This is a genomic window from Bacillus mycoides, assembly GCF_018742245.1.
In the GTDB taxonomy this organism is placed as follows: Bacteria; Bacillota; Bacilli; order Bacillales; family Bacillaceae_G; genus Bacillus_A; species Bacillus_A cereus_U.
In genome coordinates this window covers 3,695,719-3,722,165 of the sequence record NZ_CP036132.1, presented here as the reverse complement: position 1 = coordinate 3,722,165, position 26,447 = coordinate 3,695,719, and the positions used below count along the sequence as shown (strand labels likewise).

Below are 26,447 nucleotides of genomic sequence, written 5' to 3'. Positions count from 1 at the left end.
ATGGCTCAAATGACAATGATTCAAGCAATCACTGATGCTTTACGCGTTGAAATGAAAAATGATCCTAACGTACTTGTGTTTGGTGAAGACGTTGGTGTAAACGGCGGAGTATTCCGTGCTACTGAAGGTTTACAAGCTGAATTCGGTGAAGATCGTGTAATGGATACTCCACTTGCAGAGTCTGGTATTGGTGGACTTGCAGTTGGACTTGCACTTGAAGGCTTCCGTCCAGTTCCAGAAATCCAATTCTTCGGTTTCATTTATGAAGTAATGGATTCAGTTTCTGGTCAATTAGCTCGTATGCGTTACCGTTCTGGTGGACGTTGGACTGCTCCAGTAACAATTCGTTCTCCATTCGGTGGTGGCGTTCATACTCCAGAACTACATGCTGATAGCTTAGAAGGATTAGTGGCTCAACAACCTGGTCTAAAAGTTGTTATTCCATCTACTCCATACGATGCAAAAGGTCTTTTAATCTCTGCGATTCGTGACAACGATCCAGTTATCTACTTAGAGCATATGAAATTGTACCGTTCATTCCGTCAAGATGTACCAGAAGGCGATTACACAATTGATTTAGGTAAAGCTGATATCAAACGTGAAGGTACAGATGTATCTGTTATCGCTTACGGTGCTATGGTTCACGCTGCATTAAAAGCTGCTGAAGAACTCGAAAAAGAAGGTATCTCTTTAGAGGTTGTTGACTTACGTACAGTTCAACCATTAGATATCGAAACAATCATCGCTTCTGTTGAAAAAACAGGTCGCGTAGTTGTAGTTCAAGAAGCTCAAAAACAAGCTGGTATTGCAGCTAACGTTGTAGCGGAAATTAACGACCGTGCAATCTTAAACTTAGAAGCTCCAGTTGTACGTGTTGCAGCTGCTGATACAGTATTCCCATTCTCTCAAGCTGAGAGCGTATGGTTACCAAACCATAAAGATATTGTTGAAGCTGTTAACAAAGTAATGAACTTCTAATTTTTAGTTTTTCATGTGCAGAAGAAATCAGCACATGCTGGTTTCTTTTGTACATATTCCATAATAATGAAATGAATCAGGGGGCTGAATTCCGTGGCATTTGAATTTAAACTACCAGATATCGGTGAAGGTATCCACGAAGGTGAAATCGTAAAATGGTTTATTAAACCAGGCGATGAAGTAAATGAAGACGATGTACTTCTTGAAGTACAAAATGATAAAGCAGTAGTAGAAATCCCTTCTCCTGTTAAAGGTAAAGTACTTGAAGTACTTGTAGAAGAAGGAACAGTTGCAATTGTAGGAGATACATTAATTAAATTTGATGCTCCTGGATACGAAAACCTTAAATTTAAAGGTGACGATCATGATGAAGCTCCAAAAGCTGAAGAAGCAGCAGTAGAAGCTCCAGCAGCGGAAGCTACTCCAGCAGCAACTGCAGAAGTAGTAAATGAGCGTGTAATCGCTATGCCATCTGTTCGTAAATATGCTCGTGAAAAAGGTGTAGATATTCATAAAGTAGCTGGTTCTGGTAAGAACGGCCGTGTTGTGAAAACTGACATCGATGCATTTGCAAATGGTGGACAAACTGTAGCAGCAACTGAGGCTCCAGCAGCAGTAGAAGCTACTCCAGCAGCAGCTAAAGAAGAAGCACCAAAAGCACAACCAATCCCAGCTGGTGAATATCCAGAAACTCGTGAGAAAATGAGTGGTATCCGTAAAGCGATTGCGAAAGCAATGGTTAACTCTAAGCATACAGCTCCTCACGTAACATTAATGGACGAAGTAGATGTAACAGAACTTGTTGCTCACCGTAAGAAGTTCAAAGCTGTTGCAGCTGACAAAGGTATTAAATTAACTTACCTTCCATACGTTGTAAAAGCTTTAACATCTGCATTACGTGAATTCCCAATGTTGAATACTGCTTTAGACGATGCTTCTCAAGAAATCGTTCATAAACATTACTTCAACATCGGTATCGCAGCTGATACAGACAAAGGTCTATTAGTACCAGTTGTTAAAGATACAGATCGTAAATCTATCTTTACTATTTCCAACGAGATCAATGAACTTGCTGGTAAAGCACGTGACGGTCGTTTAGCTCCAACTGAAATGAAAGGTGCTTCTTGCACAATTACAAACATTGGTTCTGCAGGTGGACAATGGTTCACTCCAGTTATCAATCACCCAGAAGTAGCAATCCTTGGTATCGGCCGTATCGCTGAGAAACCAGTTGTGAAAAACGGTGAAATCGTTGCAGCTCCAGTATTAGCATTATCTCTAAGCTTTGACCATCGTTTAATTGACGGCGCAACTGCTCAAAAAGCATTAAACCAAATTAAACGTCTATTGAATGACCCACAATTATTAGTAATGGAGGCGTAATAACAATGGTAGTAGGAGATTTCCCAATTGAATTAGATACAGTCGTTGTTGGTGCAGGTCCTGGTGGATACGTTGCGGCAATTCGTGCAGCACAATTAGGTCAAAAGGTAGCAATCATTGAAAAAGCTAACCTTGGTGGCGTATGCTTAAACGTTGGATGTATTCCTTCAAAAGCGTTAATCAATGCAGGTCATCGTTATGAGAATGCAATGCATTCTGATGACATGGGTATCACTGCAGAGAACGTAAAAGTTGACTTTACAAAAGTTCAAGAATGGAAAAACGGCGTAGTTAAGAAATTAACTGGCGGTGTTGAAGGCCTTCTTAAAGGTAACAAAGTTGAAATCATTCGCGGTGAAGCTTACTTCGTAGATGCTAACACATTACGCGTAATGACTGAAGATGCAGCACAAACTTATACGTTTAAAAATGCTGTTCTTGCAACTGGTTCTACACCAATCGAAATTCCTGGATTCAAATACTCTAAACGTGTTATCAACTCTACAGGCGCTTTAAGCTTACCTGAAATTCCTAAAAAACTTGTTGTAATCGGCGGCGGTTACATCGGTATGGAATTAGGTACTGCATATGCTAACTTCGGTACAGAAGTTACTGTAGTAGAAGCTGGCGACGAAATCTTAGCTGGTTTCGAAAAAGCTATGAGCTCTGTTGTTAAACGTGCTCTACAGAAAAAAGGTAACGTAAATATCCATACAAAAGCTATGGCTAAAGGCGTTGAAGAAACAGAAACTGGCGTAAAAGTTAGCTTTGAAGTTAAAGGTGAAATCCAAACTGTAGAAGCAGATTACGTATTAGTAACTGTAGGTCGTCGTCCAAACACTCAAGAAATCGGTCTTGAGCAAGTTGGAGTTAAAATGACTGACCGCGGTATCATCGAAATCGATGAGCAATGCCGTACAAACGTACCAAACATCTATGCAATCGGTGATATCGTTCCTGGACCACCATTAGCTCACAAAGCTTCTTACGAAGGTAAAGTAGCTGTTGAAGTAATTAGTGGCCATGCATCAGCAATCGATTACATCGGAATTCCTGCAGTATGCTTCACTGATCCAGAATTAGCATCTGTTGGTTATACTAAGAAACAAGCGGAAGAAGCAGGAATGACAGTAGCTGTATCTAAGTTCCCATTCGCTGCAAACGGTCGTGCGTTATCATTAAACAGCACTGACGGTTTCTTACAACTTGTAACACGTAAAGAAGATGGTCTTCTTGTAGGTGCACAAGTTGCAGGTGCAGGTGCTTCTGATATTATCTCTGAGATTGGTTTAGCTATCGAAGCAGGAATGACAGCTGAAGATATTGCTCAAACAATCCATGCTCACCCAACATTAGGTGAAATCACAATGGAAGCAGCTGAAGTTGCTCTTGGAATGCCAATTCACATTGTAAAATAATTTAAGTAATGTAAATAACCCATCTCTTATTTAAAGAGATGGGTTATTTTTATTTTCATAAAATGACTTGCAAGGTCTTTATATGTACTTGTCGAATGAATATATAATACTTTAAATGAATCGTTAGAATATATGCCGTTGTATAATATGTAATTGATTCAAACTTAATCCCATATATTAATAAAATAGAGCATGTCAAAGGAGAAGGTTCCATGAAAATATTACATGTTATATTTTATCATTTTTTATTATGGAGTGGTTTTTCCATTGTATTAACATTATCGAATGGTGATAAGTTTCATTATAAAGTAATTCTCTTTTTCGTATTTCTTTATTTAGCATATGTAATTGCATGTTTTCTATTACACGTAAGGAAGCAGGCTTTATTACTTACGTGTTCGAATTGTATACTCTTTTTAATTCTATTCTCTATTTTTTAAATTAACGTTTATAGAAATACATTGTTCTTCCATTAAATAGTTGTAACTCTCCTTCTAATTTCTTCGCTAGAAAACGGCTAAATTCATTTGCTTTTCCTTTATCACCAAATGTTGCTGTAGTAGGTAAAGAAACCTGAATGAAAGATTGTTCCTTTTCTATTCCAATCCCCACATAAATAGAATCATATCGATCGTGACTTGATTGGAGTTTTAATGTTGTTGCTGATGTATCTAATATTTCATAAGGAAAAGCTGTATTTGTATAAGCATAATTAATTTGATCACCAGTCTTGGAAGTAACGGTTTTATAGTTATGAAAAAGGTGTTTTAAATCTTCTATTGAAACAGATTGTTGATTAGATTTAGGTACAAGTGTGATAAAGGCGTGTTGCATACAAATTTCCCCCTAGTTTAGTAGAATAATATCATTCTACATCCTACTGAATTTTTTGACAATTAAAAGGAGTATTACTTTTTTTGTTTAATATGTTATGAATAGGAAGTGTTGTTTAGAAAGGTGGAAACTCATGTTTGAAAAATTGTATGATGAGCATGAAAGTGTGAAGGTACGATTTTTAGGATTTATGACGCATGATACACGTTATGATTTTGGAGTTATTTATACAAATATGTTTTTTGGAAAGCCACTTATTGTTTGTATGCAAACAGGGAGATCTACTTTGCTTGGGCAAGATGATGTAGAAAATGTTCCGTATATACAAGAAACTTTTAAGTTAGGATCGGAAGAGGAGGCGGAGGAATTAGCTCAGTTTTTTAAATTTCTTGTTCCGTCTACTTCTTTGCATGCGGAGTATGAAGAATAATTAACAAGAAACAGTCGTAGGTATGAAATATGGCTGTTTTTTTGTGTTAATATCGCATACTAATTTAATTTTAAAATATTTAATGTGTTATACTAAAAACCTATTGACGTAAAAAGTATAACATATTAAAATGAAGACAGAAAGTTAAGCGGTTACAAAAAGTTTTTGGGATTATAAACTTAGGGGGAAATGAAAAATGGGAACAATCGTATGTCAAGATTGTGAAGGTACAATTGCACACTTCGAGGATGAGAAAGTAACGGTACTTTACGGGAAATGTGGATCTTGCGGATGTGAGCACACAGAACATACAAAAGCCCAATAATTGATAGGAAATGGACAACTAAAAGTTTTTAGGACCATAAACTTAGGGGGAAATGAAAAATGGGAACAATCGTATGCCAAGTTTGTGAAGGAACAATCGGACATTTTGAGGATGAGAAAACGACAGTACTTTATGGAAAATGTGGTTCAAATTGTGACTGTGCTAGTAGAGACAATGCGAAAGCTTAATCATATATAAGTAGATTATTCTTAAAACCCAGGGGGAAATGAAAAATGGGAACAATCGTATGCCAAGTTTGTGAAGGAACAATCGGACATTTTGAGGATGAGAAAACGACAGTACTTTATGGAAAATGTGGTTCAAATTGTGACTGTGCTAGTAGAGACAATGCGAAAGCTTAATCATATATAAGTAGATTATTCTTAAAACTCAGGGGGAAATGAAAATGGGAACAATCGTATGCCAAGTTTGTGAAGGAACAATCGGACATTTTGAAGATGAAAAATCAACAGTACTTTATGGGAAATGTGGATCTCATTGCGAATGTGACCATACAGAACATACAAAAGCTTAATAATTAAGAAAAAACGCCTACACATGTAGGCGTTTTTTTAATAGATTGTAGTTGTATGTCCGACTGTTGCAACGATTGCATCATCTCTAATAGGAATAAATCCTATTGATGTTTGTGGCGTGTTAGGAGCGGCATATTGACTCATCATACGGCTATCAATACGAGTAATAAAATCGGTTAAATAAGCTGAAATAAAAGCATAAGGAATCCTTCGTTCATTCAATGAATAAATAATTTCCTCTTTCGTTTTTACGCCTACGCCATGTCCGTAAAAAAAGAAGTTTCCTAGATAGATTGTATTTTCTCCTTGCCACTCAATCGTAGCTGGATTAACTTGTGGGTTTTTAAAGTAAACGAGGTCACCTGGAACGATATCGCCACTCGTTTTTGTTATGAGCTTTAAGTCGCGATCGTAGTCCCATGTATAAAGTAAGAGGTTTGCGAATAGACGGTTGAAAGTTTTTTCCTCATATAATGATAGTAATGCTTTGTAAAAAATGATAATCATTGCGGTGGCACATTCAGTTCCATATAGTTTTCCGTTTTTAAAAATATCTTGGATGGCAATAGAGGATGGTACGTTTGGGAGTAGTTGAAATCCGCCAAGTGATGTTCTTTCCCAAAACTGAGGGTTGCAAAAAGATTGTTGAAATGTACGAAACTGAAAGCCACTTTGAAAAAGTTCTAGTGCGGAAGTAATAATATTAACTCGTAAATTAAGATCAAAGCTGAGTTCATCGGCTGTTCGGAAGGAATGAACTTCTTGATTTCCAGCCATTATGGATAAAATCTGTTGTTTTTCAGCTGCAAATGGCTCATATTCATTTGTGATATAAGGGTGTACAATAGAACGGCCTATCACAATCATAATGGTATCCCCACCTATACGTTACAGATTTCGCGATACGGGAAATCCCATATTGGACTTTAATCCGCCTTTAAGCATAGGATGAAAGTATCGCTTTTTCATAGAAAAACATGTATATTTTGGTATACGTTAACTATAGACAAGTACAAGTCTTTAAAACGCCAATGTGTTCCTTGAATAAAAGATATCATATGGAGTTCGATAGCCGAATTCAAGCATGATATGTGTCGTCAAGAACAAAGCGCTAAAACACTTGAACACGAATCTGTACGGTTAGTACCGTAGCTCACGAACCTATACGGCCTGTTGTGAGAGTGGTGATGGCACACCGCAATCTAGCGCGTCAGCGATACCAGAAATGGACTTCGCCTTTCATAGCAAGAATCCCACTGACGTTAGTCAGCTGGCCCCATTAGGGGTGGGAATGTCAAATTCTTTAGTATCGTATGAAAAAAAGAGAAAAAAGGTGAAAGAAAAGCCTATCAACTGATAGGCTTGTACTCTTTAATAACACGTAATGTTTGTAATGTCATATCTTCCGGACCTTGTACAGGTAACCCAGCTTCTAAATTTTTACGAATATACTCTAAGTTATCTTGTGTAATAATTTCCCCCGGAGTAAAGATTGGAATCCCTGGCGGATAAACCATAACAAAATCAGCTATAATACGACCTGCTGCGTTTTCAAATGGAATGACTTCTGTTTCTGAATAAAAAGCATCTCTAGGAGAAAGTGCTAGCACAGGTATTTCTGGTATTTCTACTTGTACCTGAACACCTTTATCTGCTCTATTTCTGTATGTTGCTGCTAAATCTTGTAATGCTGTAATAAGTGTATCTGTTTCACTTTCTGTATCTCCAAATGTGATAAGACAAAGTATGTTATATAAATCAGAGAGTTCTACTTCAATGTTGTAATGTTCTCTAAGCCATACTTCAGCCTGATGGCCTGTAATACCTAAATCTTTTACAGATACAATTATCTTTGTAGGATCATAGTTAAAAGTAGCATCTGTTCCTAGCATTTCTTTTCCAGGACAATAAAGATGCTCAATAGCATTAATAGCATCACGAACATGTTCAGCTAATTGTATTGTTTGTTCTATGAGAGCCGTTCCTTCTGTAGCAAGACGTTTTCTAGCAACATCAAGGGATGCTAACAAAATGTAAGAAGTTGATGTAGTCGTAAGCATGCTAATAATGGATTGAACATGTTTTACGTTAACAAGCCCCTCTTTTACATTAAGAATAGAGCTTTGGGTTAAAGACCCTCCTAATTTGTGAACACTTGTTGCTGCCATATCTGCACCAGCTTGCATAGCTGACATCGGCAGTTCATCATGAAAATGGATATGAACACCGTGAGCCTCATCAACAAGTACAGGAATATCGTAAGAATGAACTAATTCTACAATCTGCTCTAAATCTGCAGCAAACCCAAAATATGTTGGATTTATAACAAGTAAGCCTTTCGCATCTGAGTGCTCTTCAAGAGCCTTTTTGACAGATTGAATTGTGATCCCATGTGAAATACCGAGCTTCGGATCAATCTCAGGATGCATGAAAATTGGTTTTGCACCTGAGAAAATAATAGCTGACATTACTGATTTATGCACATTCCGTGGTACGAGGATTTTATCCCCAGGACCGCACACGCTCATCACCATTGTCATAATTGCACCACTTGTACCTTGAATAGAAAAGAACGTATGATCTGCACCGAAAGCAGCGGCTGCTAAATCCTGTGCTTCTTTAATCATACCTTTTGGATGATGTAAATCATCGAGCGGCGCAATATTAATTAAATCAATTGCTAATGCATTATGCCCAATAAATTCGCGAAATGTAGGATCCATGCCCTGTCCTTTTTTATGACCAGGAATATGGAATTGAACTGGATTTCGCTTACTGTGCTCAACTAAAGCGGTAAACAATGGTGTTTCGTATTGGGACAATCTATACACCCCTTCTTCTTTGTAATATTTATTAGAGTTTGTTTTATATGATTTCATCTCATTCTAAAAGGAAATTAAGATGACAAACTTTTAGAACTTGACTTGTTTTTCTGCCATTCGCAAAAGCCTTTTTGGGGATGGTAGTCTCACTTTATTCTCTATAAAACAAAAGCATTATATCACCAATAATTATAGATGTATAGAAAAATCTCATTTTCAAGGTGAGTATGTTTAATAGTTATATTTTAAATACCGTAAAGAGGAAGACAATTCCATTGAAATGGATAAATGGTGTATAATGCAGAGTGGCTATAGTGAAGAATAAAAGATTTTCTTAAAGGTAGCATAATGGAAAAAGAAAGAATACTGAATGAGGTGCAAAAATGGAATATCAATATCCACTTGATTACGATTGGTCAAATGAAGAAATGGTAGCAGTTGTAAAATTTTATGAAGCGATTGAAAAGGTATATGAAAAAGGAGTTTTGAGAGAAGATTTGATGGAATTATATCGTCGTTTTAAAGAGATTGTGCCATCGAAGGCAGCGGAGAAAAAAATTGATAAAGAATTTCAAGAAGTAAGTGGATATTCTATATATCGTACGATTCAAAAAGCAAAGGAAGTGGCGGAAAAAAAGATTGTTAAAATGTAAAAATATTTTGAAAAATAAAATACAAAGTGCTATAATGTGATAACAACTAAAAACGGACAATATAAATTGTCCGTTTTCTACTATCGATTTATCGATTAGAAATCGCATATAAAGGAAGGAGTGATTGCATCGTAGATTCAATCTTAGCAAGGAATTGTTCGTTGGTCATTGCTGAAAACTCCTCTGGCGATATATGAATACCGACTAATAATTCTGCTTTTTTCACAGTAGCTAAACGTTCAATCATCTTTTGTAAGTCTTCCGATTCAAGCGTTTTATGTAATTTTACACCTGGTTTAGTATGGTCAATGGACCAAACGAAGTCATTTGGAATATTTGTTTTTAAATCATTTAAATGTTCTAAGAAGGCGTGAGCCGTCTCCACTTTTTGTGGACACTCATAGATTAAACCAAAGTATATGAAGGCATGAGTACCCCATAAACCAATTTGGAAGTGTGGTAACATTTTATATCCACGTTTATTTGTTGAAAAAGCAACCCAAGTATCGTTTGGTGGATTGACTTTGCGGCGTGCATGTTTTGCTACATGGTAGAAAAAGTTTTCATCAGTTTGTTGTGATAAATATTCTGCAAACTGTTCCCCTAAAGCTTCTAGCTTAGGATGAATATTCGTTTTAATTGCGCTCATTCGTTCTTCAAGACCATCAACAGTAAAGACTTCAAAATCAGTTGATGTGAATGTTTGTAGTGTCATGATTGTTCCTCCAACTCCTATTTTGTTTTAATTTTAGCATAGCTTGTACTATTCATAAAAAAAACAGCACAAAAAAATTTAAATAAAAAAATATAATTTTGTTGCATAGATGATTTATCCAACATAGTATAGTATAAAACAAAAAATCAGAAAATTGAATCAATTCTAGTCCGAGGGCAGACGAATATTGGGAGGAGGCAAAAAAATGAGACAGGTGATTAATGCGTTAAAGAGAACAGATGCTGAAAAGAGAATTCCGGTGCTACGTTTGGAGCTAGATTATGAATTAGCAACTTTATATGATGCGATGATGGATAACGACAACCAGAAAAAAGAAGAGTGCGTACAAAAATTAGAAGTGTTAAGACTTGAAATGATCCGTTTAGAAGCGTAATAATAGTATATGTATAAATAATTAGTTGGTGCGAACCTTATAAAGGGTTCGTTTTTTCTGTGAACAGTATAGATCGGAGTGTTTAAACATGCAAGAAGTATGGAAAGACATCGATACACACGCGAAACAGTGGATTCGAGAAGCGGGAGAACATTTAATGGCGTCACTGAAAAAAACACTTATTATAGAAACAAAGTCAAATGCAGCTGATCTAGTAACAAACATGGACCGAGAAACGGAGCAGTTTTTAATTGGGAAAATTAAAGAAACATTCCCGGCTCATAATATTTTAGGAGAAGAAGGCTACGGAGATGAGATTACTTCTTCTAATGGGGTTGTTTGGTTAATTGATCCAATTGACGGCACGATGAACTTTGTTCATCAAAAAAGGAATTTCGCAATCTCAATCGGGATTTATGAGAACGGTATCGGAAAGATTGGTCTTATTTATGATCCAGTTCATGACGAACTATATCATGCGGTAAAGGAAGAAGGGGCTTTTTGCAATGATTTAGCTATTCCCATGTTGGAAAAAGGAACGGTAGAGCATGGAATTATAGCTGTGAATGCGATATGGCTTACTGATAATCCATTGCTTAATATGGAAAAAATGATGATGCTCGTTAAGAAGGCGAGAGGTACGAGGTCATATGGTTGTGCAGCGTTAGAAATGGTATATGTTGCAACGGGAAGATTAGATGCATATGTAACACCGCGCTTATCGCCATGGGACTTTGGCGGGGGACAGATTATTGTAGAAGAAGTTGGCGGTAAAGTGACAACGTTCTTGGGAACACCTCTTTCTATTGTAGAGAAAAGCAGTGTGTTAGTTGCAAAACCAGGAGTATACGAAGAATTATTACCATTTGTATCGCAATAATAAAAAAAGTAAGAGGCATAAAGAAGCTTCTTACTTTTTAATGTTATTGCGATTTACGCATTTTTCTTTTTGTTACAAAACCGTATCCGACTGTAACAAATGTGCCGATAATGCAAATAATAATGCCGATGGGACTATTTTCAGCAATCATAATTCCGATACCAATTAAGAAGATAACGCCGATAATTGCTGTTAATAAAAAGCGATATTGAATGTGTTCCATTTCTTCACCCTCCAATCTCATTTTACTGTCACAAAAGTAAGAATACAACTATATTTTCATTCTTGATTTTATTTTGATTGCCATTGTATCCCCTTCGCTCTTATAATAGAGAAGGATTAAAAAGACATTAGGAGTTGGACATGTTGAAAAAACGACAAGATTTACGAAATATAGCAATTATTGCCCACGTTGACCATGGTAAAACAACACTTGTTGACCAGTTATTACGTCAAGCGGGGACGTTCCGTGCGAATGAACATATTGAAGAACGCGCAATGGACTCAAATGATCTAGAAAGAGAACGTGGTATTACAATTTTAGCGAAGAATACTGCGATTCACTATGAAGATAAAAGAATTAACATTTTAGATACACCTGGTCACGCTGACTTCGGTGGAGAAGTAGAACGTATCATGAAAATGGTTGATGGTGTTCTACTTGTTGTTGATGCATATGAAGGTTGTATGCCACAAACACGATTTGTTTTAAAGAAAGCTCTTGAGCAAAACTTAACTCCAATCGTTGTTGTAAACAAAATTGACCGTGACTTCGCTCGCCCTGATGAAGTAGTTGATGAAGTAGTTGACTTATTCATCGAACTTGGTGCAAACGAAGATCAATTAGAGTTCCCAGTTGTATTTGCATCAGCAATGAACGGAACAGCAAGCTTAGATTCAAATCCAGCAAATCAAGAAGAGAATATGAAATCATTGTTTGACACAATTATTGAACATATTCCAGCACCAGTTGATAACAGCGAAGAGCCACTTCAATTCCAAGTAGCACTTCTTGATTACAATGACTATGTTGGTCGTATCGGGGTTGGACGCGTATTCCGTGGTACAATGAAAGTAGGACAACAAGTAGCATTAATGAAAGTTGACGGAAGTGTAAAACAATTCCGTGTAACTAAATTATTTGGTTACATTGGATTAAAACGTCAAGAAATTGAAGAAGCAAAAGCTGGAGATTTAGTAGCTGTTTCAGGTATGGAAGACATTAACGTAGGTGAAACGGTATGTCCGGTTGAGCATGAAGAGGCTTTACCATTATTACGTATTGATGAGCCAACACTACAAATGACATTCCTTGTAAATAACAGCCCATTTGCAGGTCGTGAAGGTAAATTCATTACATCTCGTAAAATTGAAGAGCGTCTTCGTTCACAATTAGAAACAGATGTAAGTTTACGTGTAGATAATACAGATTCTCCTGATGCATGGATCGTATCTGGACGCGGGGAATTACATTTATCTATCTTAATTGAAAACATGCGTCGTGAAGGTTATGAACTACAAGTATCTAAGCCTGAAGTAATTATTAAAGATGTCGATGGCGTAAGAAGTGAGCCTGTAGAGCGCGTACAAATCGATGTGCCTGAAGAATACACTGGTTCTATTATGGAATCAATGGGTGCACGTAAAGGTGAAATGTTAGATATGGTGAATAACGGAAACGGTCAAGTTCGCCTTACTTTCATGGTTCCAGCACGTGGTTTAATTGGTTACACAACAGAATTCCTAACATTAACTCGTGGTTACGGTATTTTAAACCACACATTTGATTGCTACCAACCAGTACATGCTGGACAAGTGGGTGGACGTCGTCAAGGTGTTCTAGTTTCACTTGAAGCAGGAAAAGCATCACAATACGGTATTATGCAAGTTGAAGATCGCGGTGTAATCTTCGTTGAACCAGGTACAGAAGTATATGCTGGTATGATCGTTGGAGAACATACACGTGAGAATGATTTAACAGTTAACGTTGTAAAAATGAAACAACAAACTAACATTCGTTCTGCGACGAAAGATCAAACTTCAACAATGAAAAAACCACGCTTAATGACTTTAGAAGAGTCATTAGAGTACTTAAACGATGACGAGTTCTGTGAAGTAACTCCAGAATCAATTCGTCTACGTAAAAAGATTCTTGATAAGAGTGAGCGCGAAAGAGCTGCTAAGAAAAAGAAATCTGTTGAAGCATAAAATAATAGAACAGCTACCTTTTATAAAGGTAGCTGTTTTTTTGTTTTACGTTTATTTTTTTAGAATATTTACTCTTTTTTGTAGACAGTATTTTTTTTGCGAGTTACTCTTGTATTAAGTACATAAAGAGAATTTGTTTCATGAGAAGAGGTGAAAGATAGTGTTAGAAAGAATGTCATTTTTCGCGAAACTTTGCAAAGTTGATGAAAATCCAGAGTTAGGGATGTGGTTGCTTTATGGAACAATAATTTTATTAAGTGCACTTGTATATAATTTAGGATTTGCAAGGAAGCTATCGGTACTAAAAAATATAGTGATATATACATCTTTAGCAATTGGATGCACGGTATTAACTTTTTTTGCAGTTTTTTTACCCGTTGGAGAGGGGCTCGTTGTAGCGGCAATTGTACTTGGAATTTATAGACTGCGTTTACGTCAAGCTAAACAACAAAAAACAGGGTGAAAAAAGGAGGGGCTTTCATGCGCTCAGTACAAGATGCATTATATAATTGGTTAACAATTAAAACGGTTGCGGAAGCACGTCCAGATGATAGCGCTGCACAAGAAACGTATGTATTATTTCAAAATATGATATATGAAGAGCATAAATTACGAAATGTAGAAGTTGAAAAGAACGAGGAAATGTATTTGATTACATATGAAATTGATGGAGAAATAAGGTGTGCAAGATTTCCGGTAGAAGCCATTGATTGTTTTTTGGATCAGATGAATCGTGAACCAGAAAAATACAAATAAGTCCTTATCTATATGATTAAGGACTTATTTCCGGTTTACCAATCGTCTTCTACTTTTTTATCACGATATAATCGGAAATTACCACTCGCATGGCGTTCCATAGTACGCTCTGCAATTCGTTCCGTACATTCCATGCACATATATGTATGAATAGGGCGATTACGCAGTTTTTTTGCCATAGGATTTTCGTCATCTAACATATCTTTTTTATCACAAATCATACATTTGACTCTCATTTCGTCACCTCAATACGAATTCTATCAGTATAAGTATATCATGGAAGTATAATGTTTTTGAATAATAGCGGGAAAAAATAATATTTTCGCAATTCTAAAAATAGGTTATGATAAGGATATATAAATAATATTTGGAGGTGGAAATATGGCGAATGTAGTTGAGCCTACATTGACAGGTGATTTAGTACAATCTTTGCGTAAAGAGTGTATTGTTATGATAGCAACAACAGATTTCGAAAAACAAATTCCTAACGTAAGTGCTATTTCTTGGGTATATGCAGTGAGTGAAACTAGTATTCGATTTGCGGTAGATCAACGCTCACGTATTGTGGGGAATATACGGCATAGTGCAGGGGTTGTATTGACTATAATGGCGAATGAATCCGTATTTTCCATAAGTGGTGAAAGTGAAATTTTAACAGATAGAATGGAAGGGATTCCTCTAAAATTAACGGTAGTAGAAGTGAATGTACAAGAAGTTCGTGATGTTATGTTTTATGGTGCGAAACTTGCTACTGAACCAACATATGAAAAAACATATGATCTTCGAGCTGCTAAAAAGCTTGATAATCAAGTATTAGTAGGAATGAAAGAATTATAAAGAAGATGAATAGGAACATCGTTCATAAACTTTTATAAGTGAGTATTGTGATTTAATGTGAAAAATTATAATAAAAAGTAATATATTGAATAGAAATGAATAAAAAATAAAGAAAAGGTTTAATTTCTATGAATTTCGATTCTACCTCGTTTTTACGGTACATATAATTATAACAATGGTTCGTCCATATTTTATGGATGAAACCCTTGTTCTACAAATTTAAAAGTGGAGTCAGGGGGTAACAGATTGGATAAAATTTATGTGTTAGATACGAATGTACTTTTGCAGGATCCTTTATCTATTTTTTCATTTGCAACAAATGAAGTAGTGATTCCAGCAGTTGTATTAGAAGAGGTTGATTCGAAAAAACGTTATATGGATGAAGTAGGACGAAATGCTCGCTATGTATCTAAGTTAATCGACAAATTTCGTGAAATAGGAAAGCTGCATGAAAGTATTCCGTTAGAAAACGGCGGTACATTTCGTATTGAATTAAATCATCGCTCATTTGTTCAACTGCAAGATATTTTTGTAGAAAAAACAAATGATAATCGAATTTTGGCGGTAGCGAAAAACCTCTCTTTAGAAGAACAAGAAAAAGAGGACGGGAAATCAGTTATTTTAGTAAGTAAAGATGTACTCGTAAGGGTAAAAGCTGATGCGATCGGATTGCAGGCCGAAGATTATTTAAGTGACCGAGTAATCGAAGTGGAAAATATATATTCAGGATTTTTAGAAGGGTATATATCAAAGGAACAGTTAGATTATTTTTATGAAAAAGGTGAACTACCTTTATCTGAAATCGCAAATCATCCTTTTTATCCAAATCAGTTTGTTGTAATGAAAGATGCACTAGGGGGTTCTAGTTCTGCACTTGGGATTGTGGATCATTTAGGTAAGAAGGTAAAAAAACTTATTTTTCACAATGAGCAAGTGTGGGGGATACGCCCACGAAACGTGCAGCAAATTATGGGATTAGAATTGCTACTTCGGGAAGATATTCCACTTGTAACGTTAACAGGGAAAGCCGGTACAGGAAAAACGTTACTTGCATTAGCTTCGGGACTAATGCAAACGGAAGATTTAGGGTTATATAAAAAACTACTTGTCGCGAGACCAATTGTACCGGTAGGAAAAGATATAGGCTATTTACCAGGAGAGAAAGAGGAAAAATTAAGACCGTGGATGCAGCCGATTTTTGATAATCTAGAGTATTTATTCAATACGAAAAAGCCTGGGGAGCTAGATGCTATTTTAGCTGGAATGGGTTCGATTGAAGTAGAAGCGCTTACCTATATACGCGGGAGAAGTATTCCAGATCAGTTTATTATTATTGACGAGGCACAAAATTTAACGAAGCATGAAGTGAAGACGATATTAACAAGGGTAGGCGAAAAAAGTAAGATTGTATTAATGGGGGATCCTCAGCAAATTGATCACCCGTATTTAGATGAATATAATAATGGTTTAACATACGTTGTAGAGAAGTTTAAAGAACAACGTATTAGTGGTCATGTAAAGTTTGTTAAAGGAGAGCGTTCTAATTTAGCACAACTAGCAGCGGATTTATTATAAAAAGGAGTGAGCCTAAGCTCACTCCTTTTTTTCCTTTTAATTATACAATTTAAATGATTGTAAATTTACGGATGTTACGAATCGGATTTTGTCTATTAGATCCATCATGGAAATATAGATGAACAGGCCCGTCTTCTCGTAATGGTTTACCTTCTTTTGAAAAACCGAGAATAGCTTTATGCGCTGTTTCTAACGGAAGTGTAATTGAATTGTCTGTGGTTTCAATTTCGACTTGAGTAGCATCTTCTAAAATTTCAGCATTTTTAAGAAATGGATGAAGTGGTATGCCAAATGTCCCGTTAATAAGCTGTTCTTTTTTATATTTCTTTACACTTTGTTGTATTGGCGGGAAGGCAGCACCATCACGGATTTCGCGATCCCAATGCTCTGAAGTATGTTTTAAGTATGTTTCTAATTCGGTTGATTCTTCTCTAGTTTCATCAAAGTAAGTTGTCAAATCTACTTTTCGATCATCAAAAATCCAAACAGTTGGATCAATAGTGATTGGAAAACGTACTTTTCCATTAATAAATAAAATTTCGCTCATTGTTGTTCCCCCATTTGTGTTATACTCCCACTTTTCAGTATAATAGTATTAGACACTGTTGTCACAAAAAATGTTTCTATTGCAATTTATTAAAACTATCGCTAATATTAATAGATAGGTGAGAGTAGGACGGAAACGGAGGGAATCAATTTGGCGTCTGAGACAGTATCAAATCATCAGGAAAAGGCACTAGCCCTTCTACAAGCGGATGCGGAGAAAATCTTAAGACTTATTAAGGTGCAAATGGACAATCTTACAATGCCGCAATGTCCATTATATGAAGAAGTGTTAGACACACAAATGTTTGGACTATCCCGCGAGGTCGATTTTGCGGTTCGCCTTGGTCTTATTGCAGAAGAACAAGGGAAAGCAATGTTAGGAGAGCTCGAACGTGAGTTATCTGCACTTCATGAAGCATTTACAAACAAACAACAATAACGGGTTCAAATAGGGGGGCTCAAACTGAAAAAGTTTGGGCTTTTTATTTGTATAATAAAGAAGGAAGAACCTATATACATATGGAATACAACAATAATTAAATTGAAACAGAAAGAGGAAATGAAATGAAAAAAGTATGGAAATCGATGGATTATTCATTATTACTTCCTCTTGTTATCTTATGTGTGTTGGGAGTTATAATGGTATATAGTTCTAGTTCCATTGTTGCGATTTCGTCGAAACATAACTGGCCAGCAGATTACTTTTTTAAAAAACAATTATTTGCTCTAGCCGTTGGAACGATAATGTTAGCGATTATCGTTGCCATTCCTTATACATTTTGGAGAAAGCGAATAATTTTGATCGCAATGGGAATAGGGAGTATTGGTCTATTAGCAGCAGCCTTTCTTTTCGGTCAGGTCATAAATGGTGCAAAAGGATGGATATTAGGTATACAACCAGCTGAGTTTGTGAAAATAACGGTCATTATTACGCTAGCAAACTTTTTTGCTAAGAAACAAGAGACGCAAACAGCTTTTGTACAAGGGATAATTCCTCCTCTAGCCGTTGTTGGTGGAGCGATGGGATTAATTTTACTTCAAAATGACTTAGGGACCGATATACTAATAGGTGGAACTGTACTGATTATGTTCTTTTGTTCAGGAGTTAATGTTAATTTAAGTATAAAACGATTCCTCTTAACGTCTATAATATGGATTCCAGCGTTATATTTTATTGGGAACTATAAGTTAAGTCCGTACCAAAAAGCTCGGTTTTCAGTTTTTCTTGATCCATTTAACGATCCTCAAAATGATGGGTTCCAATTAATAAATTCTTTTATTGGAATTGCTTCAGGAGGTCTAAATGGTCGAGGGTTAGGGAATAGTGTGCAAAAATATGGATACTTACCAGAACCGCAAACAGATTTTATTATGGCAATTATATCTGAAGAGCTCGGATTTATAGGCGTAGCTGTCATTTTAATCTGTTTACTACTTATTATTATTCGGGCATTTAGAGTTGCACAAAAGTGTAAAGATCCATTTGGAAGTTTAATAGCCATCGGAATTGCAAGTTTGTTTGGAGTTCAAACTTTTATTAATGTCGGTGGTATGTCTGGGTTAATACCGCTTACAGGGGTACCATTACCATTTGTAAGTTATGGTGGTAGTTCTTTATTGGCTAATTTACTTGCAATGGGTATACTGTTAAATATTGCTAGTTATGTAAAACGACAAGAGAAACAACAAAACGAATTGACTAACGAAATAGAACAAGGTGGACCGCATCTTGTTGTTGTAAAATAAAAAACACATTGAGCTCTAGAGTTCAATGTGTTTTTTATTTTGTTAGGTTTCAAATGTGATACAATATTGATTCTTTTAAAATAAAAAGTATATTACATTTAAATGAATGTGATATACAATATTGTTGTTAGAAAAGGAAGAGGTATGCTATACTATTTTTGTGAAACAAATTGATCAGAAAACTTATCATTTGTTGAAAAATAAGGTATGATGGATAAAAATAAAGTGAAGCTTTCTAAGTATAATATAATGTAGAAAGTGAAGAACTTCACGCTCTTTAGAGTGTGTATGTATTTTATCTCTAGAGTGGTAAGAAAATAGAGGGGGAAAATCATGACAAAGCTGCAACGTATTCAAAAAGTATTGGTAGCTAACCGTGGAGAGATAGCAATTCGTGTGTTCCGAGCATGTTCAGAACTTGGATTAAACACAGTTGCGATCTATTCTAAAGAGGATAGCGGTTCTTATCATCGCTATAAAGCCGATGAGTCCTATTTAGTTGGGGAAGGGAAAAAGCCAATTGATGCTTATCTAGATATTGAAGGCATTATTGAGATTGCGAAAAGTAATCATGTAGATGCAATCCACCCTGGATATGGTTTCTTGTCAGAAAATATTCAATTTGCAAAACGTTGTGAAGAAGAAGGGATTATCTTTATCGGTCCAAAAAGTAAGCATTTAGACATGTTTGGAGATAAAGTTAAAGCAAGAACACAAGCGCAGCTAGCACAAATTCCAGTTATTCCTGGTAGTGATGGTCCAGTAAATTCACTAGAAGAAGTCGCGGAATTTGCTGAAAAGTATGATTACCCGATTATTATTAAAGCGTCTCTTGGCGGTGGCGGTCGCGGTATGCGTATTGTACGTGCTAGTGAAGAATTAAGAGAATCGTATAATCGCGCGAAATCAGAAGCAAAAGCAGCCTTTGGTAATGATGAAGTGTATGTTGAAAAATTCGTTGAAAAACCTAAACATATAGAAGTACAAATTTTAGCAGATGAAGAAGGTAATGTTGTTCATTTGTATGAGCGTGATTGCTCTGTACAACGACGCCATCAAAAAGTAGTCGAAATCGCACCAAGCGTGTCGCTTTCAGACGATTTGCGTCAACGTATTTGTGATGCTGCTGTTAAGTTAACGAAAAATGTAAACTATTTAAATGCAGGAACGGTAGAATTCCTTGTAAAAGGTGATGAGTTTTACTTCATTGAAGTAAACCCACGTGTTCAAGTTGAACATACGATTACAGAGATGATTACAGGAGTCGATATCGTTCAATCGCAAATTTTAATAGCTGATGGACATGCATTACATAGTAAAATGGTAGGTGTTCCTAAGCAAGAGGAAGTGGTTGTACATGGATTTGCAATCCAATCTCGTGTAACGACTGAGGATCCACTAAATAATTTCATGCCGGATACAGGAAAAATAATGGCGTACCGATCGGGCGGTGGTTTTGGTGTGCGTCTTGATACAGGTAATAGTTTCCAAGGTGCAGTTATTACACCTTACTATGATTCTTTACTTGTAAAAGTTACAACTTGGGCGCTTACTTTTGAACAAGCTGCTGCAAAAATGGAACGTAACTTAAAAGAATTCCGTATTCGTGGTATTAAAACAAATATTCCATTCCTAGAGAATGTAGTAAAACATAAAAACTTTTTATCAGGAGAATATGATACTTCGTTTATTGATGTGTCACCTGAACTATTCTTGTTCCCGAAACGTAAAGACCGTGGAACGAAAATGTTAAATTATATTGGTTCAGTAACAGTAAATGGTTTCCCAGGAGTAGGGAAAAAAGAGAAGCCAATTTTCCCTGATGCTCGTATACCAAGTGTAAAACACTCAGAGCCAATCCAAAATGGAACGAAACAAATTTTGGATGAGCGTGGAGCGGATGGATTAGTAAAGTGGGTACAAGATCAAAAACGTGTACTTTTAACGGATACAACATTCCGTGATGGACATCAGTCATTACTTGCAACTCGTATTCGTACAAAAGATTTACATCAAATTGCAGAGCCAACAGCGAGAATGTTACCAAACCTATTCTCAGCGGAAATGTGGGGCGGTGCAACGTTTGATGTTGCGTATCGCTTCTTAAAAGAAGATCCGTGGGAACGATTACTAGATCTTCGTGAAAAAATGCCGAATGTTTTATTCCAAATGTTACTTCGTTCTTCAAACGCAGTTGGATACAAAAACTATCCAGATAATTTAATTCAAAAATTTGTAGAATGTTCCGCGCAAGCTGGAATTGATGTGTTCCGTATTTTTGATAGCTTAAACTGGGTAGAAGGTATGAGAGTTGCAATTGATGCTGTACGAGATACTGGTAAAATTGCAGAAGCAACAATGTGTTACACAGGAGACATTCATGATCCGTTACGCAGTAAATATGATTTAAATTATTATAAAAATTTAGCAAAAGAGTTGGAAGCATCAGGAGCTCATATTTTAGGAATTAAAGATATGGCGGGCTTATTAAAGCCAAACGCAGCATATGATTTAGTTTCAGCACTAAAAGAGACGGTGTCGATTCCAATTCACCTGCATACACATGATACGAGCGGAAATGGTATTTTAACGTATACGAAGGCGATTGAAGCAGGCGTTGATATTGTCGATGTAGCGGTGAGTTCTATGGCTGGTCAAACGTCACAACCGAGTGCGAATACACTATACTATGCGTTAGGCGGAAACGAAAGACAACCAGATGTTAATATAGACTCATTAGAAAAACTATCTCATTATTGGGAAGATGTACGTAAATATTATGCTCCATTTGAAAGTGGTATGAACGCTCCTCACACAGAGGTATATATGCACGAAATGCCAGGTGGACAATATAGTAATCTTCAACAACAAGCGAAGGCGGTTGGTTTAGGAGATCGCTTTGATGAAGTTAAAGTGATGTATCGTCGTGTTAATGATATGTTTGGAGATATTGTAAAAGTAACACCATCATCTAAAGTTGTGGGTGATATGGCATTATTTATGGTTCAAAATCATCTGACAGAACAAGATATTTTAGAGCGTGGAGATTCTATGGACTTCCCAGGATCTGTTGTTGAAATGTTCTCTGGAGATTTAGGTCAACCATATGGTGGTTTTCCGAAAGAATTACAAAATATTATTTTAAAAGGGAAAGAGCCGTTGACAGTAAGACCAGGTGAATTATTAGAGCCAGTAGATTTTGACGCTTTAAAAGAAGAGTTATTCCACAAACTTGGACGCGAAGTGACAATTTTTGATGTAGTCGCATATGCATTGTATCCAAAAGTGTTTATGGACTACGAAAAAGTTGTTGGGCTTTATGGAAATGTATCTGTGCTTGATACACCTACTTTCTTCTATGGAATGAGACTTGGTGAAGAAATTGATGTAGAAATCGAACAAGGTAAAACATTGATGGTTAAACTAGTTTCCATTGGAGAACCGCAGCCAGATGGAAATCGTGTACTTTACTTGGAATTTAATGGACAACCGCGTGAAATCGTAGTGAAAGATGAAAGCGTGAAAGCAACTGTTGCACAGCGTGTGAAGGGGAATCGTGAAAATCCAAATCATATTAGCGCAACGATGCCGGGAACTGTTATTAAAGTAGTTGTAAAAGAAGGCGATGAAGTGAAAAAAGGTGATTCCATGGCAATTACAGAAGCGATGAAAATGGAAACGACGGTTCAAGCGCCATTTAGTGGTAAAGTGAAAAAAGTATATGTAAATGATGGGGATGCAATTCAAACGGGAGATTTACTCATTGAATTAGATCATTAAAATAAAGAAAAAGAGCTGTGCGAAAGCAGCTCTTTTTTGTGTGTAAATAATACCTTGCCGAATTGGCAAGGTATTAAAGTTTTACGTTATTTTGTTTGCTTAGAAGTTGATTCAGCTTCTTTTGCATTGAATGTACTTCTTGTACCCAACATAACTAAATAGCATAGTACAGCAAACAGGCAAGAAATGAAGAGTGAATGTAATAATGCCATTGCTAAACTAGCATTTGTAAATACGACTAAAATCCCTACTATAGCTTGAAGTGTAACAAGGATAAATGAAATAATCCATCCCCAGTATACTACACGCTGCTGCTTGTAATGACGAATAGCTATAAACATCGCGTAAAGTATCCAAACGAATATTAACATCGCTGCAACTCTATGCCCCATTTGGACCCACTCATGTAGTTGAGTTGGCATAGGTCTGTTTTTACTACATAAAGGGAAGTCTGGACAGGCTAAGGTAGCTCGTTCGTGACGTACTAAAGCTCCTGTGTAGACAACAATATAACTGTAAATTGTTACACCATAAATATGAAATTTCATTTTTTTGTCCATAATAAGTGAACGTGCATCAAATTTCTGATCAATTTCAAAAATAAGACACGTTAACAAGATGACAGAAGCAAATGAAATTAAGGAAATACCGAAGTGAATAGCTAATACTGCAGGCATTTGTCCCCAAACAACTGCTGCCGCCCCCATTAATGCTTGTGCAACTAAAAATACGAAGGATAAAATTGCTAACGTTTTTGTTTCGCGCACATGTTTATAATATTTCCAGGACAAGATACAAAGAAGAGTAACAAGGATTCCTGCTGATCCCGATGTTAAGCGGTGACTTAGCTCAATAATAGTTTCCATTGATAAATTAGATGGAAACCATTCACCGTTACAAAGTGGCCATGATTTACCGCATCCTTGGCCTGAACCTGTTTTTGTAACTAAAGCGCCTCCTAGTAAAACTACTAATAAATCGAGACTTGTAATGACTGCTAACCATTTAATAAAGCGTTGCAATCTCTTTCACCATCTTTCTGCTATGAAGTTATTGAGAAATATTTTCATTCCATTATATATAGAATAAAACGTGCTACAGTCCTATGATATATAAAAAATAATAAAATAGCAAAGAAATGGAGGGCGAGGACAACGTACGTAGTATAAAGAAAAAAATGGGATTTTAAATACATATTTTAGGTGAAAATCAGGCTGTTTTGAAAAGAAATGGGGAGAATACATGCTAAATATGACAAAATAGTTTATTATAGAAGATAACATCATGGTATGATAAGGATAAATTAGAATAAAGTTTTTTAATGTTCGACACAAAAAGTTCATGTTTTCTTCACAAAATGTTCGGGAAATGTGATTTAATATATTGGAGTATGGGCGTAGATTAGTAGTAGAATGGGTTAACAATATTTCTACTGTAATAATATTGCTATATAGAAGCGAAATATTTCACATGAAATATATGCTTAGAAAGATGATAGGTTTAAGAGGGGGTTAAAGTGATGAACCATGCAACAAGTGAGCTGCATGATGAGTCAGCTGTTTCAAGTGTACCGGAAACAACTCGGTTACAAGATTTATCAGCGCTCGTTAAAATGGGTATTGTAAACTCAAATACACTTACTGTATTTACAGGATTTTGGTTGGCTTTATATTTTAATGGATTGAGTGTTATGGACAATCTGGATAAGTTGTTTTTCACAATCGTTGGTTCTGCATTAATTATGGCTGGGGTATGTTGTTTAAATAACTACATTGACCGAGATATCGATCCATTAATGGAAAGAACAAAAAACCGTCCAACGGTAACAGGTAAATATAAACCTGGCTTTGCACTTGCATTTGGACTTGTAATTTTACTTCTTGGCTTTGTATTTTTATTACTTACGACACCGATGGCAGTATTAATCGCATTTATTGGTGCCTTCACATATGTAGTTTTATATACATTATGGACGAAGAGAAAATATACGTTAAATACTGTTGTGGGTAGTATATCAGGAGCAGTTCCACCTTTAATTGGATGGGCGGCAATTGATCCGTCTTTAAGTCATCCAATTGCTTGGATGTTATTTTTAATTATGTTTATTTGGCAAATCCCACATTTCCTCGCATTAGCGATGAAGCGTGTTGATGAATATCGAAATGCAGGAATCCCAATGCTTCCTGTTGTACAGGGATTTGATATTACGAAACGTCAGATTATGATTTGGACAGTATGTTTATTACCACTACCATTTTATATGAGTGGGCTTGGAATAACATTCATGGTAATTGCAACATTGCTTAACATCGGATGGATCGCATTAGGGCTTTATGGCTTCCGTAAGCAAGATGACATCAAATGGTCCGTAAAAATGTTTGTTTATTCCCTGAATTACTTAACAATCTTATTTGTGTCAATGATTGTAGTTACATTCTTCTAAGACAACGACATGATTGGATTTCTTTACGTTGAGATTTACTTTACTTAACTATAAAGTGCAATCTAATTCACAAAGAAAGTGGGGGTTGTTTGTATGAAGAAACAGTGGCGACTGCTTTCGTTCGTTTCACTGCTGGCTTTACTGTTAGGGGGATGCGGTAAAGCTTTTCAGTCTACTTTAATTCCGCAAGGGGAAGTAGCAAAAATGCAATATGATTTGCTCTTACTAGCGAGTGCAATCATGGTAGGAGTAGTACTTGTAGTTACTATTATTTTCTTATATGTAATTGTGCGTTTCCGACAAAAAAAAGGTGAGGAAGATTATATTCCAGAGCAAGTTGAAGGAAATCACAAACTAGAAATTATATGGACAGTTATTCCGATTATTCTTTTGTTAATCTTGGCTGTTCCGACTGTTACATATACATTCAAGCTTGCTGATGTAAGTGCGATGGAGAAAAAGAATATTGATAAAGATACTATCGTTGTTGATGTAACAGCGAATCTTTATTGGTGGGAATTTTCTTACAAATCAGAAAAAATAGTAACTTCTCAAGATTTAGTTATCCCCACAGGTAAGAAAGTGTATTTGAATTTGAAGGGTGCCGATATTAAACACTCGTTTTGGGTTCCATCTTTAGCTGGGAAAATGGATACAAATACAGATAATGTAAACAAAATGTGGTTAAAGGCAGATAAATCGGGCACTTATAATGGTTTTTGTACAGAATTTTGTGGCCCATCACATTCTTTAATGCAGTTCAAAGTGAAAGCTCTGGATGAAAGCGAGTACAAAAAGTGGCTTGCTGACATGAAGAAAATTGATGGGAAAAAAGAAGTAGCTTCTACAAAGGCGCAAGAGGGTCAAGAAATATTTAATAAAAGCTGTATTGGTTGTCATGCAGTTGGATCAAATGATAGTAGACCACCTTCTGCTCGTATCGCACCGAACTTAGCAAACTTTGCAGATCGCGATATGGTTGCTGGTATTGCCGAAAATAATGAAGAGAACTTAAAAAAATGGCTCAAAGATCCTGAAAATATGAAACCAGGTAATAAAATGACTGGTAAATATGGCAACTTAACGGATGATCAAATTAATGCATTAAATGCATATTTACAAACGTTAAAGATTGAAAAGTAAAGAGGGATCATTTGCGAAGGGGAGGTTGAAAACGTGAGTTCTGTA

At 36.1% G+C, this 26,447-nt stretch carries 30 protein-coding genes; 22 read left to right on the top strand and 8 right to left on the bottom strand.

Features of this window, described 5'->3' with window-relative positions:
- From pdhB to EXW56_RS18890, 4 genes are all read left to right on the top strand, one after another.
- Complete coding sequence (gene pdhB / locus EXW56_RS18905; protein ID WP_000068162.1) at positions 1 to 978, top strand: pyruvate dehydrogenase complex E1 component subunit beta; 978 nt, start codon at positions 1 to 3, stop codon at positions 976 to 978.
- Between the two features lie 93 nt (positions 979 to 1,071).
- Positions 1,072 to 2,361 carry a pyruvate dehydrogenase complex dihydrolipoyllysine-residue acetyltransferase gene (pdhC, locus tag EXW56_RS18900; protein WP_016106047.1) on the top strand — a complete coding sequence of 430 codons (1,290 nt, stop codon included), beginning with the start codon at positions 1,072 to 1,074 and terminating at the stop codon, positions 2,359 to 2,361.
- A gap of 5 nt (positions 2,362 to 2,366) precedes the next feature.
- Positions 2,367 to 3,779, top strand: a complete 1,413-nt coding sequence (gene lpdA, locus EXW56_RS18895; protein WP_000260105.1) for a dihydrolipoyl dehydrogenase — start codon at positions 2,367 to 2,369, stop codon at positions 3,777 to 3,779.
- Positions 3,780 to 3,991: 212 nt separating this feature from the next.
- Complete coding sequence (locus EXW56_RS18890) at positions 3,992 to 4,219, top strand: hypothetical protein (RefSeq protein ID WP_002111500.1); 228 nt, start codon at positions 3,992 to 3,994, stop codon at positions 4,217 to 4,219.
- Position 4,220: 1 nt separating this feature from the next.
- Here the strand turns inward: EXW56_RS18890 and EXW56_RS18885 are convergent, their stop codons facing one another.
- Positions 4,221 to 4,613, bottom strand: coding sequence for a DUF1885 family protein (locus EXW56_RS18885; RefSeq protein ID WP_215557405.1), 393 nt, complete (start codon positions 4,611 to 4,613; stop codon positions 4,221 to 4,223).
- Between the two features lie 133 nt (positions 4,614 to 4,746).
- On the opposite strand from EXW56_RS18885, the gene EXW56_RS18880 reads away from it, so the two are divergent.
- From EXW56_RS18880 to EXW56_RS18860, 5 genes are all read left to right on the top strand, one after another.
- Positions 4,747 to 5,043, top strand: a complete 297-nt coding sequence (locus tag EXW56_RS18880) for a DUF3055 domain-containing protein (protein WP_215596848.1) — start codon at positions 4,747 to 4,749, stop codon at positions 5,041 to 5,043.
- Positions 5,044 to 5,239: 196 nt separating this feature from the next.
- On the top strand, positions 5,240 to 5,368 hold the full coding sequence (locus EXW56_RS18875; protein ID WP_002111499.1) for a GapA-binding peptide SR1P: 129 nt from the start codon (positions 5,240 to 5,242) through the stop codon (positions 5,366 to 5,368).
- A 59-nt stretch (positions 5,369 to 5,427) separates the two neighbouring features.
- Positions 5,428 to 5,556, top strand: coding sequence for a GapA-binding peptide SR1P (locus tag EXW56_RS18870; protein WP_002033839.1), 129 nt, complete (start codon positions 5,428 to 5,430; stop codon positions 5,554 to 5,556).
- Between the two features lie 45 nt (positions 5,557 to 5,601).
- Positions 5,602 to 5,730 carry a GapA-binding peptide SR1P gene (locus EXW56_RS18865; RefSeq protein WP_002033839.1) on the top strand — a complete coding sequence of 43 codons (129 nt, stop codon included), beginning with the start codon at positions 5,602 to 5,604 and terminating at the stop codon, positions 5,728 to 5,730.
- A 44-nt stretch (positions 5,731 to 5,774) separates the two neighbouring features.
- A complete protein-coding gene (locus tag EXW56_RS18860; RefSeq protein WP_002111497.1) occupies positions 5,775 to 5,903 on the top strand; it encodes a GapA-binding peptide SR1P in 129 nt (42 codons plus the stop codon).
- Between the two features lie 37 nt (positions 5,904 to 5,940).
- On the opposite strand, the gene EXW56_RS18855 is transcribed toward EXW56_RS18860, so the two are convergent.
- Positions 5,941 to 6,771: a protein-glutamine gamma-glutamyltransferase gene (locus EXW56_RS18855; protein ID WP_002111495.1), complete on the bottom strand. Its 831-nt coding sequence runs from the start codon at positions 6,769 to 6,771 to the stop codon at positions 5,941 to 5,943.
- A gap of 482 nt (positions 6,772 to 7,253) precedes the next feature.
- Positions 7,254 to 8,726, bottom strand: a complete 1,473-nt coding sequence (gene speA, locus EXW56_RS18850; RefSeq protein WP_215557404.1) for an aminotransferase class I/II-fold pyridoxal phosphate-dependent enzyme — start codon at positions 8,724 to 8,726, stop codon at positions 7,254 to 7,256.
- A gap of 383 nt (positions 8,727 to 9,109) precedes the next feature.
- Here speA and EXW56_RS18845 point away from each other — a divergent pair, with 383 nt between their 5' ends.
- A complete protein-coding gene (locus tag EXW56_RS18845) occupies positions 9,110 to 9,379 on the top strand; it encodes a UPF0223 family protein (RefSeq protein ID WP_002111491.1) in 270 nt (89 codons plus the stop codon).
- An 88-nt stretch (positions 9,380 to 9,467) separates the two neighbouring features.
- Here the strand turns inward: EXW56_RS18845 and EXW56_RS18840 are convergent, their stop codons facing one another.
- Complete coding sequence (locus EXW56_RS18840) at positions 9,468 to 10,094, bottom strand: YktB family protein (protein ID WP_215557403.1); 627 nt, start codon at positions 10,092 to 10,094, stop codon at positions 9,468 to 9,470.
- 205 nt (positions 10,095 to 10,299) lie between these two features.
- Here EXW56_RS18840 and EXW56_RS18835 point away from each other — a divergent pair, with 205 nt between their 5' ends.
- Both EXW56_RS18835 and EXW56_RS18830 read left to right on the top strand, forming a co-directional pair.
- Positions 10,300 to 10,488, top strand: a complete 189-nt coding sequence (locus EXW56_RS18835; RefSeq protein ID WP_002088326.1) for a hypothetical protein — start codon at positions 10,300 to 10,302, stop codon at positions 10,486 to 10,488.
- Positions 10,489 to 10,576: 88 nt separating this feature from the next.
- Complete coding sequence (locus EXW56_RS18830; RefSeq protein WP_215596847.1) at positions 10,577 to 11,368, top strand: inositol monophosphatase family protein; 792 nt, start codon at positions 10,577 to 10,579, stop codon at positions 11,366 to 11,368.
- A 43-nt stretch (positions 11,369 to 11,411) separates the two neighbouring features.
- Here EXW56_RS18830 and EXW56_RS18825 read toward each other — a convergent pair whose 3' ends face one another.
- Positions 11,412 to 11,591 (bottom strand): DUF5325 family protein, encoded by a 180-nt coding sequence (locus EXW56_RS18825; protein WP_000400127.1) that lies wholly within the window; start codon positions 11,589 to 11,591, stop codon positions 11,412 to 11,414.
- 140 nt (positions 11,592 to 11,731) lie between these two features.
- Between EXW56_RS18825 and typA the strand changes: the two genes are divergently transcribed.
- The 3 genes from typA to EXW56_RS18810 all read left to right on the top strand — a co-directional run bounded on the left by typA (position 11,732) and on the right by EXW56_RS18810 (position 14,332).
- Positions 11,732 to 13,576 carry a translational GTPase TypA gene (typA, locus tag EXW56_RS18820; protein ID WP_002111487.1) on the top strand — a complete coding sequence of 615 codons (1,845 nt, stop codon included), beginning with the start codon at positions 11,732 to 11,734 and terminating at the stop codon, positions 13,574 to 13,576.
- A gap of 160 nt (positions 13,577 to 13,736) precedes the next feature.
- Positions 13,737 to 14,039, top strand: a complete 303-nt coding sequence (locus EXW56_RS18815) for a YlaH-like family protein (RefSeq protein ID WP_002066917.1) — start codon at positions 13,737 to 13,739, stop codon at positions 14,037 to 14,039.
- Positions 14,040 to 14,056: 17 nt separating this feature from the next.
- The gene (locus EXW56_RS18810; RefSeq protein WP_002146008.1) at positions 14,057 to 14,332 is read left to right on the top strand and encodes a hypothetical protein; all 276 of its coding nucleotides are present in this window, start codon (positions 14,057 to 14,059) and stop codon (positions 14,330 to 14,332) included.
- Positions 14,333 to 14,367: 35 nt separating this feature from the next.
- Here EXW56_RS18810 and EXW56_RS18805 read toward each other — a convergent pair whose 3' ends face one another.
- Positions 14,368 to 14,568, bottom strand: a complete 201-nt coding sequence (locus tag EXW56_RS18805; protein WP_002111485.1) for a YlaI family protein — start codon at positions 14,566 to 14,568, stop codon at positions 14,368 to 14,370.
- A 145-nt stretch (positions 14,569 to 14,713) separates the two neighbouring features.
- Here EXW56_RS18805 and EXW56_RS18800 point away from each other — a divergent pair, with 145 nt between their 5' ends.
- Both EXW56_RS18800 and EXW56_RS18795 read left to right on the top strand, forming a co-directional pair.
- Positions 14,714 to 15,169: a PNPOx family protein gene (locus tag EXW56_RS18800; protein WP_002014791.1), complete on the top strand. Its 456-nt coding sequence runs from the start codon at positions 14,714 to 14,716 to the stop codon at positions 15,167 to 15,169.
- 246 nt (positions 15,170 to 15,415) lie between these two features.
- Positions 15,416 to 16,744 carry a PhoH family protein gene (locus EXW56_RS18795; protein ID WP_002088317.1) on the top strand — a complete coding sequence of 443 codons (1,329 nt, stop codon included), beginning with the start codon at positions 15,416 to 15,418 and terminating at the stop codon, positions 16,742 to 16,744.
- A 49-nt stretch (positions 16,745 to 16,793) separates the two neighbouring features.
- On the opposite strand, the gene EXW56_RS18790 is transcribed toward EXW56_RS18795, so the two are convergent.
- Positions 16,794 to 17,291, bottom strand: coding sequence for a hypothetical protein (locus EXW56_RS18790; protein ID WP_002160685.1), 498 nt, complete (start codon positions 17,289 to 17,291; stop codon positions 16,794 to 16,796).
- 150 nt (positions 17,292 to 17,441) lie between these two features.
- Here EXW56_RS18790 and EXW56_RS18785 point away from each other — a divergent pair, with 150 nt between their 5' ends.
- From EXW56_RS18785 to pyc, 3 genes are all read left to right on the top strand, one after another.
- Complete coding sequence (locus EXW56_RS18785) at positions 17,442 to 17,729, top strand: Fpa/YlaN family protein (protein WP_000135698.1); 288 nt, start codon at positions 17,442 to 17,444, stop codon at positions 17,727 to 17,729.
- A 125-nt stretch (positions 17,730 to 17,854) separates the two neighbouring features.
- A complete protein-coding gene (gene ftsW, locus EXW56_RS18780) occupies positions 17,855 to 19,036 on the top strand; it encodes a putative lipid II flippase FtsW (protein WP_215596846.1) in 1,182 nt (393 codons plus the stop codon).
- 333 nt (positions 19,037 to 19,369) lie between these two features.
- Positions 19,370 to 22,816: a pyruvate carboxylase gene (gene pyc / locus EXW56_RS18775; protein WP_215596845.1), complete on the top strand. Its 3,447-nt coding sequence runs from the start codon at positions 19,370 to 19,372 to the stop codon at positions 22,814 to 22,816.
- An 86-nt stretch (positions 22,817 to 22,902) separates the two neighbouring features.
- On the opposite strand, the gene ctaA is transcribed toward pyc, so the two are convergent.
- On the bottom strand, positions 22,903 to 23,838 hold the full coding sequence (gene ctaA / locus EXW56_RS18770; protein ID WP_002111480.1) for a heme A synthase: 936 nt from the start codon (positions 23,836 to 23,838) through the stop codon (positions 22,903 to 22,905).
- A 497-nt stretch (positions 23,839 to 24,335) separates the two neighbouring features.
- Between ctaA and ctaB the strand changes: the two genes are divergently transcribed.
- Both ctaB and coxB read left to right on the top strand, forming a co-directional pair.
- Entirely contained in the window at positions 24,336 to 25,259 is a 924-nt protein-coding gene (gene ctaB, locus EXW56_RS18765) for a protoheme IX farnesyltransferase (RefSeq protein WP_002199498.1), read from the top strand.
- Between the two features lie 93 nt (positions 25,260 to 25,352).
- Entirely contained in the window at positions 25,353 to 26,402 is a 1,050-nt protein-coding gene (gene coxB, locus EXW56_RS18760; protein WP_002088304.1) for a cytochrome c oxidase subunit II, read from the top strand.
- The last annotated feature ends 45 nt before the right edge of the window (positions 26,403 to 26,447 follow it).

What these genes read in the sequence shown, in the direction of transcription:
- pdhB (WP_000068162.1), top strand. Translation starts at nt 1, where the DNA reads ATGGCTCAAATGACAATGATTCAAGCAATCACTGATGCTTTACGCGTT.
- lpdA (WP_000260105.1), top strand. Translation starts at nt 2,367, where the DNA reads ATGGTAGTAGGAGATTTCCCAATTGAATTAGATACAGTCGTTGTTGGT.
- EXW56_RS18890 (WP_002111500.1), top strand. Translation starts at nt 3,992, where the DNA reads ATGAAAATATTACATGTTATATTTTATCATTTTTTATTATGGAGTGGT.
- EXW56_RS18885 (WP_215557405.1), bottom strand. Translation starts at nt 4,613, where the DNA reads ATGCAACACGCCTTTATCACACTTGTACCTAAATCTAATCAACAATCT.
- EXW56_RS18880 (WP_215596848.1), top strand. Translation starts at nt 4,747, where the DNA reads ATGTTTGAAAAATTGTATGATGAGCATGAAAGTGTGAAGGTACGATTT.
- EXW56_RS18875 (WP_002111499.1), top strand. Translation starts at nt 5,240, where the DNA reads ATGGGAACAATCGTATGTCAAGATTGTGAAGGTACAATTGCACACTTC.
- EXW56_RS18870 (WP_002033839.1), top strand. Translation starts at nt 5,428, where the DNA reads ATGGGAACAATCGTATGCCAAGTTTGTGAAGGAACAATCGGACATTTT.
- EXW56_RS18865 (WP_002033839.1), top strand. Translation starts at nt 5,602, where the DNA reads ATGGGAACAATCGTATGCCAAGTTTGTGAAGGAACAATCGGACATTTT.
- EXW56_RS18860 (WP_002111497.1), top strand. Translation starts at nt 5,775, where the DNA reads ATGGGAACAATCGTATGCCAAGTTTGTGAAGGAACAATCGGACATTTT.
- EXW56_RS18855 (WP_002111495.1), bottom strand. Translation starts at nt 6,771, where the DNA reads ATGATTGTGATAGGCCGTTCTATTGTACACCCTTATATCACAAATGAA.
- EXW56_RS18845 (WP_002111491.1), top strand. Translation starts at nt 9,110, where the DNA reads ATGGAATATCAATATCCACTTGATTACGATTGGTCAAATGAAGAAATG.
- EXW56_RS18840 (WP_215557403.1), bottom strand. Translation starts at nt 10,094, where the DNA reads ATGACACTACAAACATTCACATCAACTGATTTTGAAGTCTTTACTGTT.
- EXW56_RS18835 (WP_002088326.1), top strand. Translation starts at nt 10,300, where the DNA reads ATGAGACAGGTGATTAATGCGTTAAAGAGAACAGATGCTGAAAAGAGA.
- EXW56_RS18830 (WP_215596847.1), top strand. Translation starts at nt 10,577, where the DNA reads ATGCAAGAAGTATGGAAAGACATCGATACACACGCGAAACAGTGGATT.
- EXW56_RS18825 (WP_000400127.1), bottom strand. Translation starts at nt 11,591, where the DNA reads ATGGAACACATTCAATATCGCTTTTTATTAACAGCAATTATCGGCGTT.
- typA (WP_002111487.1), top strand. Translation starts at nt 11,732, where the DNA reads ATGTTGAAAAAACGACAAGATTTACGAAATATAGCAATTATTGCCCAC.
- EXW56_RS18810 (WP_002146008.1), top strand. Translation starts at nt 14,057, where the DNA reads ATGCGCTCAGTACAAGATGCATTATATAATTGGTTAACAATTAAAACG.
- EXW56_RS18805 (WP_002111485.1), bottom strand. Translation starts at nt 14,568, where the DNA reads ATGAGAGTCAAATGTATGATTTGTGATAAAAAAGATATGTTAGATGAC.
- EXW56_RS18800 (WP_002014791.1), top strand. Translation starts at nt 14,714, where the DNA reads ATGGCGAATGTAGTTGAGCCTACATTGACAGGTGATTTAGTACAATCT.
- EXW56_RS18790 (WP_002160685.1), bottom strand. Translation starts at nt 17,291, where the DNA reads ATGAGCGAAATTTTATTTATTAATGGAAAAGTACGTTTTCCAATCACT.
- ftsW (WP_215596846.1), top strand. Translation starts at nt 17,855, where the DNA reads ATGAAAAAAGTATGGAAATCGATGGATTATTCATTATTACTTCCTCTT.
- pyc (WP_215596845.1), top strand. Translation starts at nt 19,370, where the DNA reads ATGACAAAGCTGCAACGTATTCAAAAAGTATTGGTAGCTAACCGTGGA.
- ctaB (WP_002199498.1), top strand. Translation starts at nt 24,336, where the DNA reads ATGAACCATGCAACAAGTGAGCTGCATGATGAGTCAGCTGTTTCAAGT.
- coxB (WP_002088304.1), top strand. Translation starts at nt 25,353, where the DNA reads ATGAAGAAACAGTGGCGACTGCTTTCGTTCGTTTCACTGCTGGCTTTA.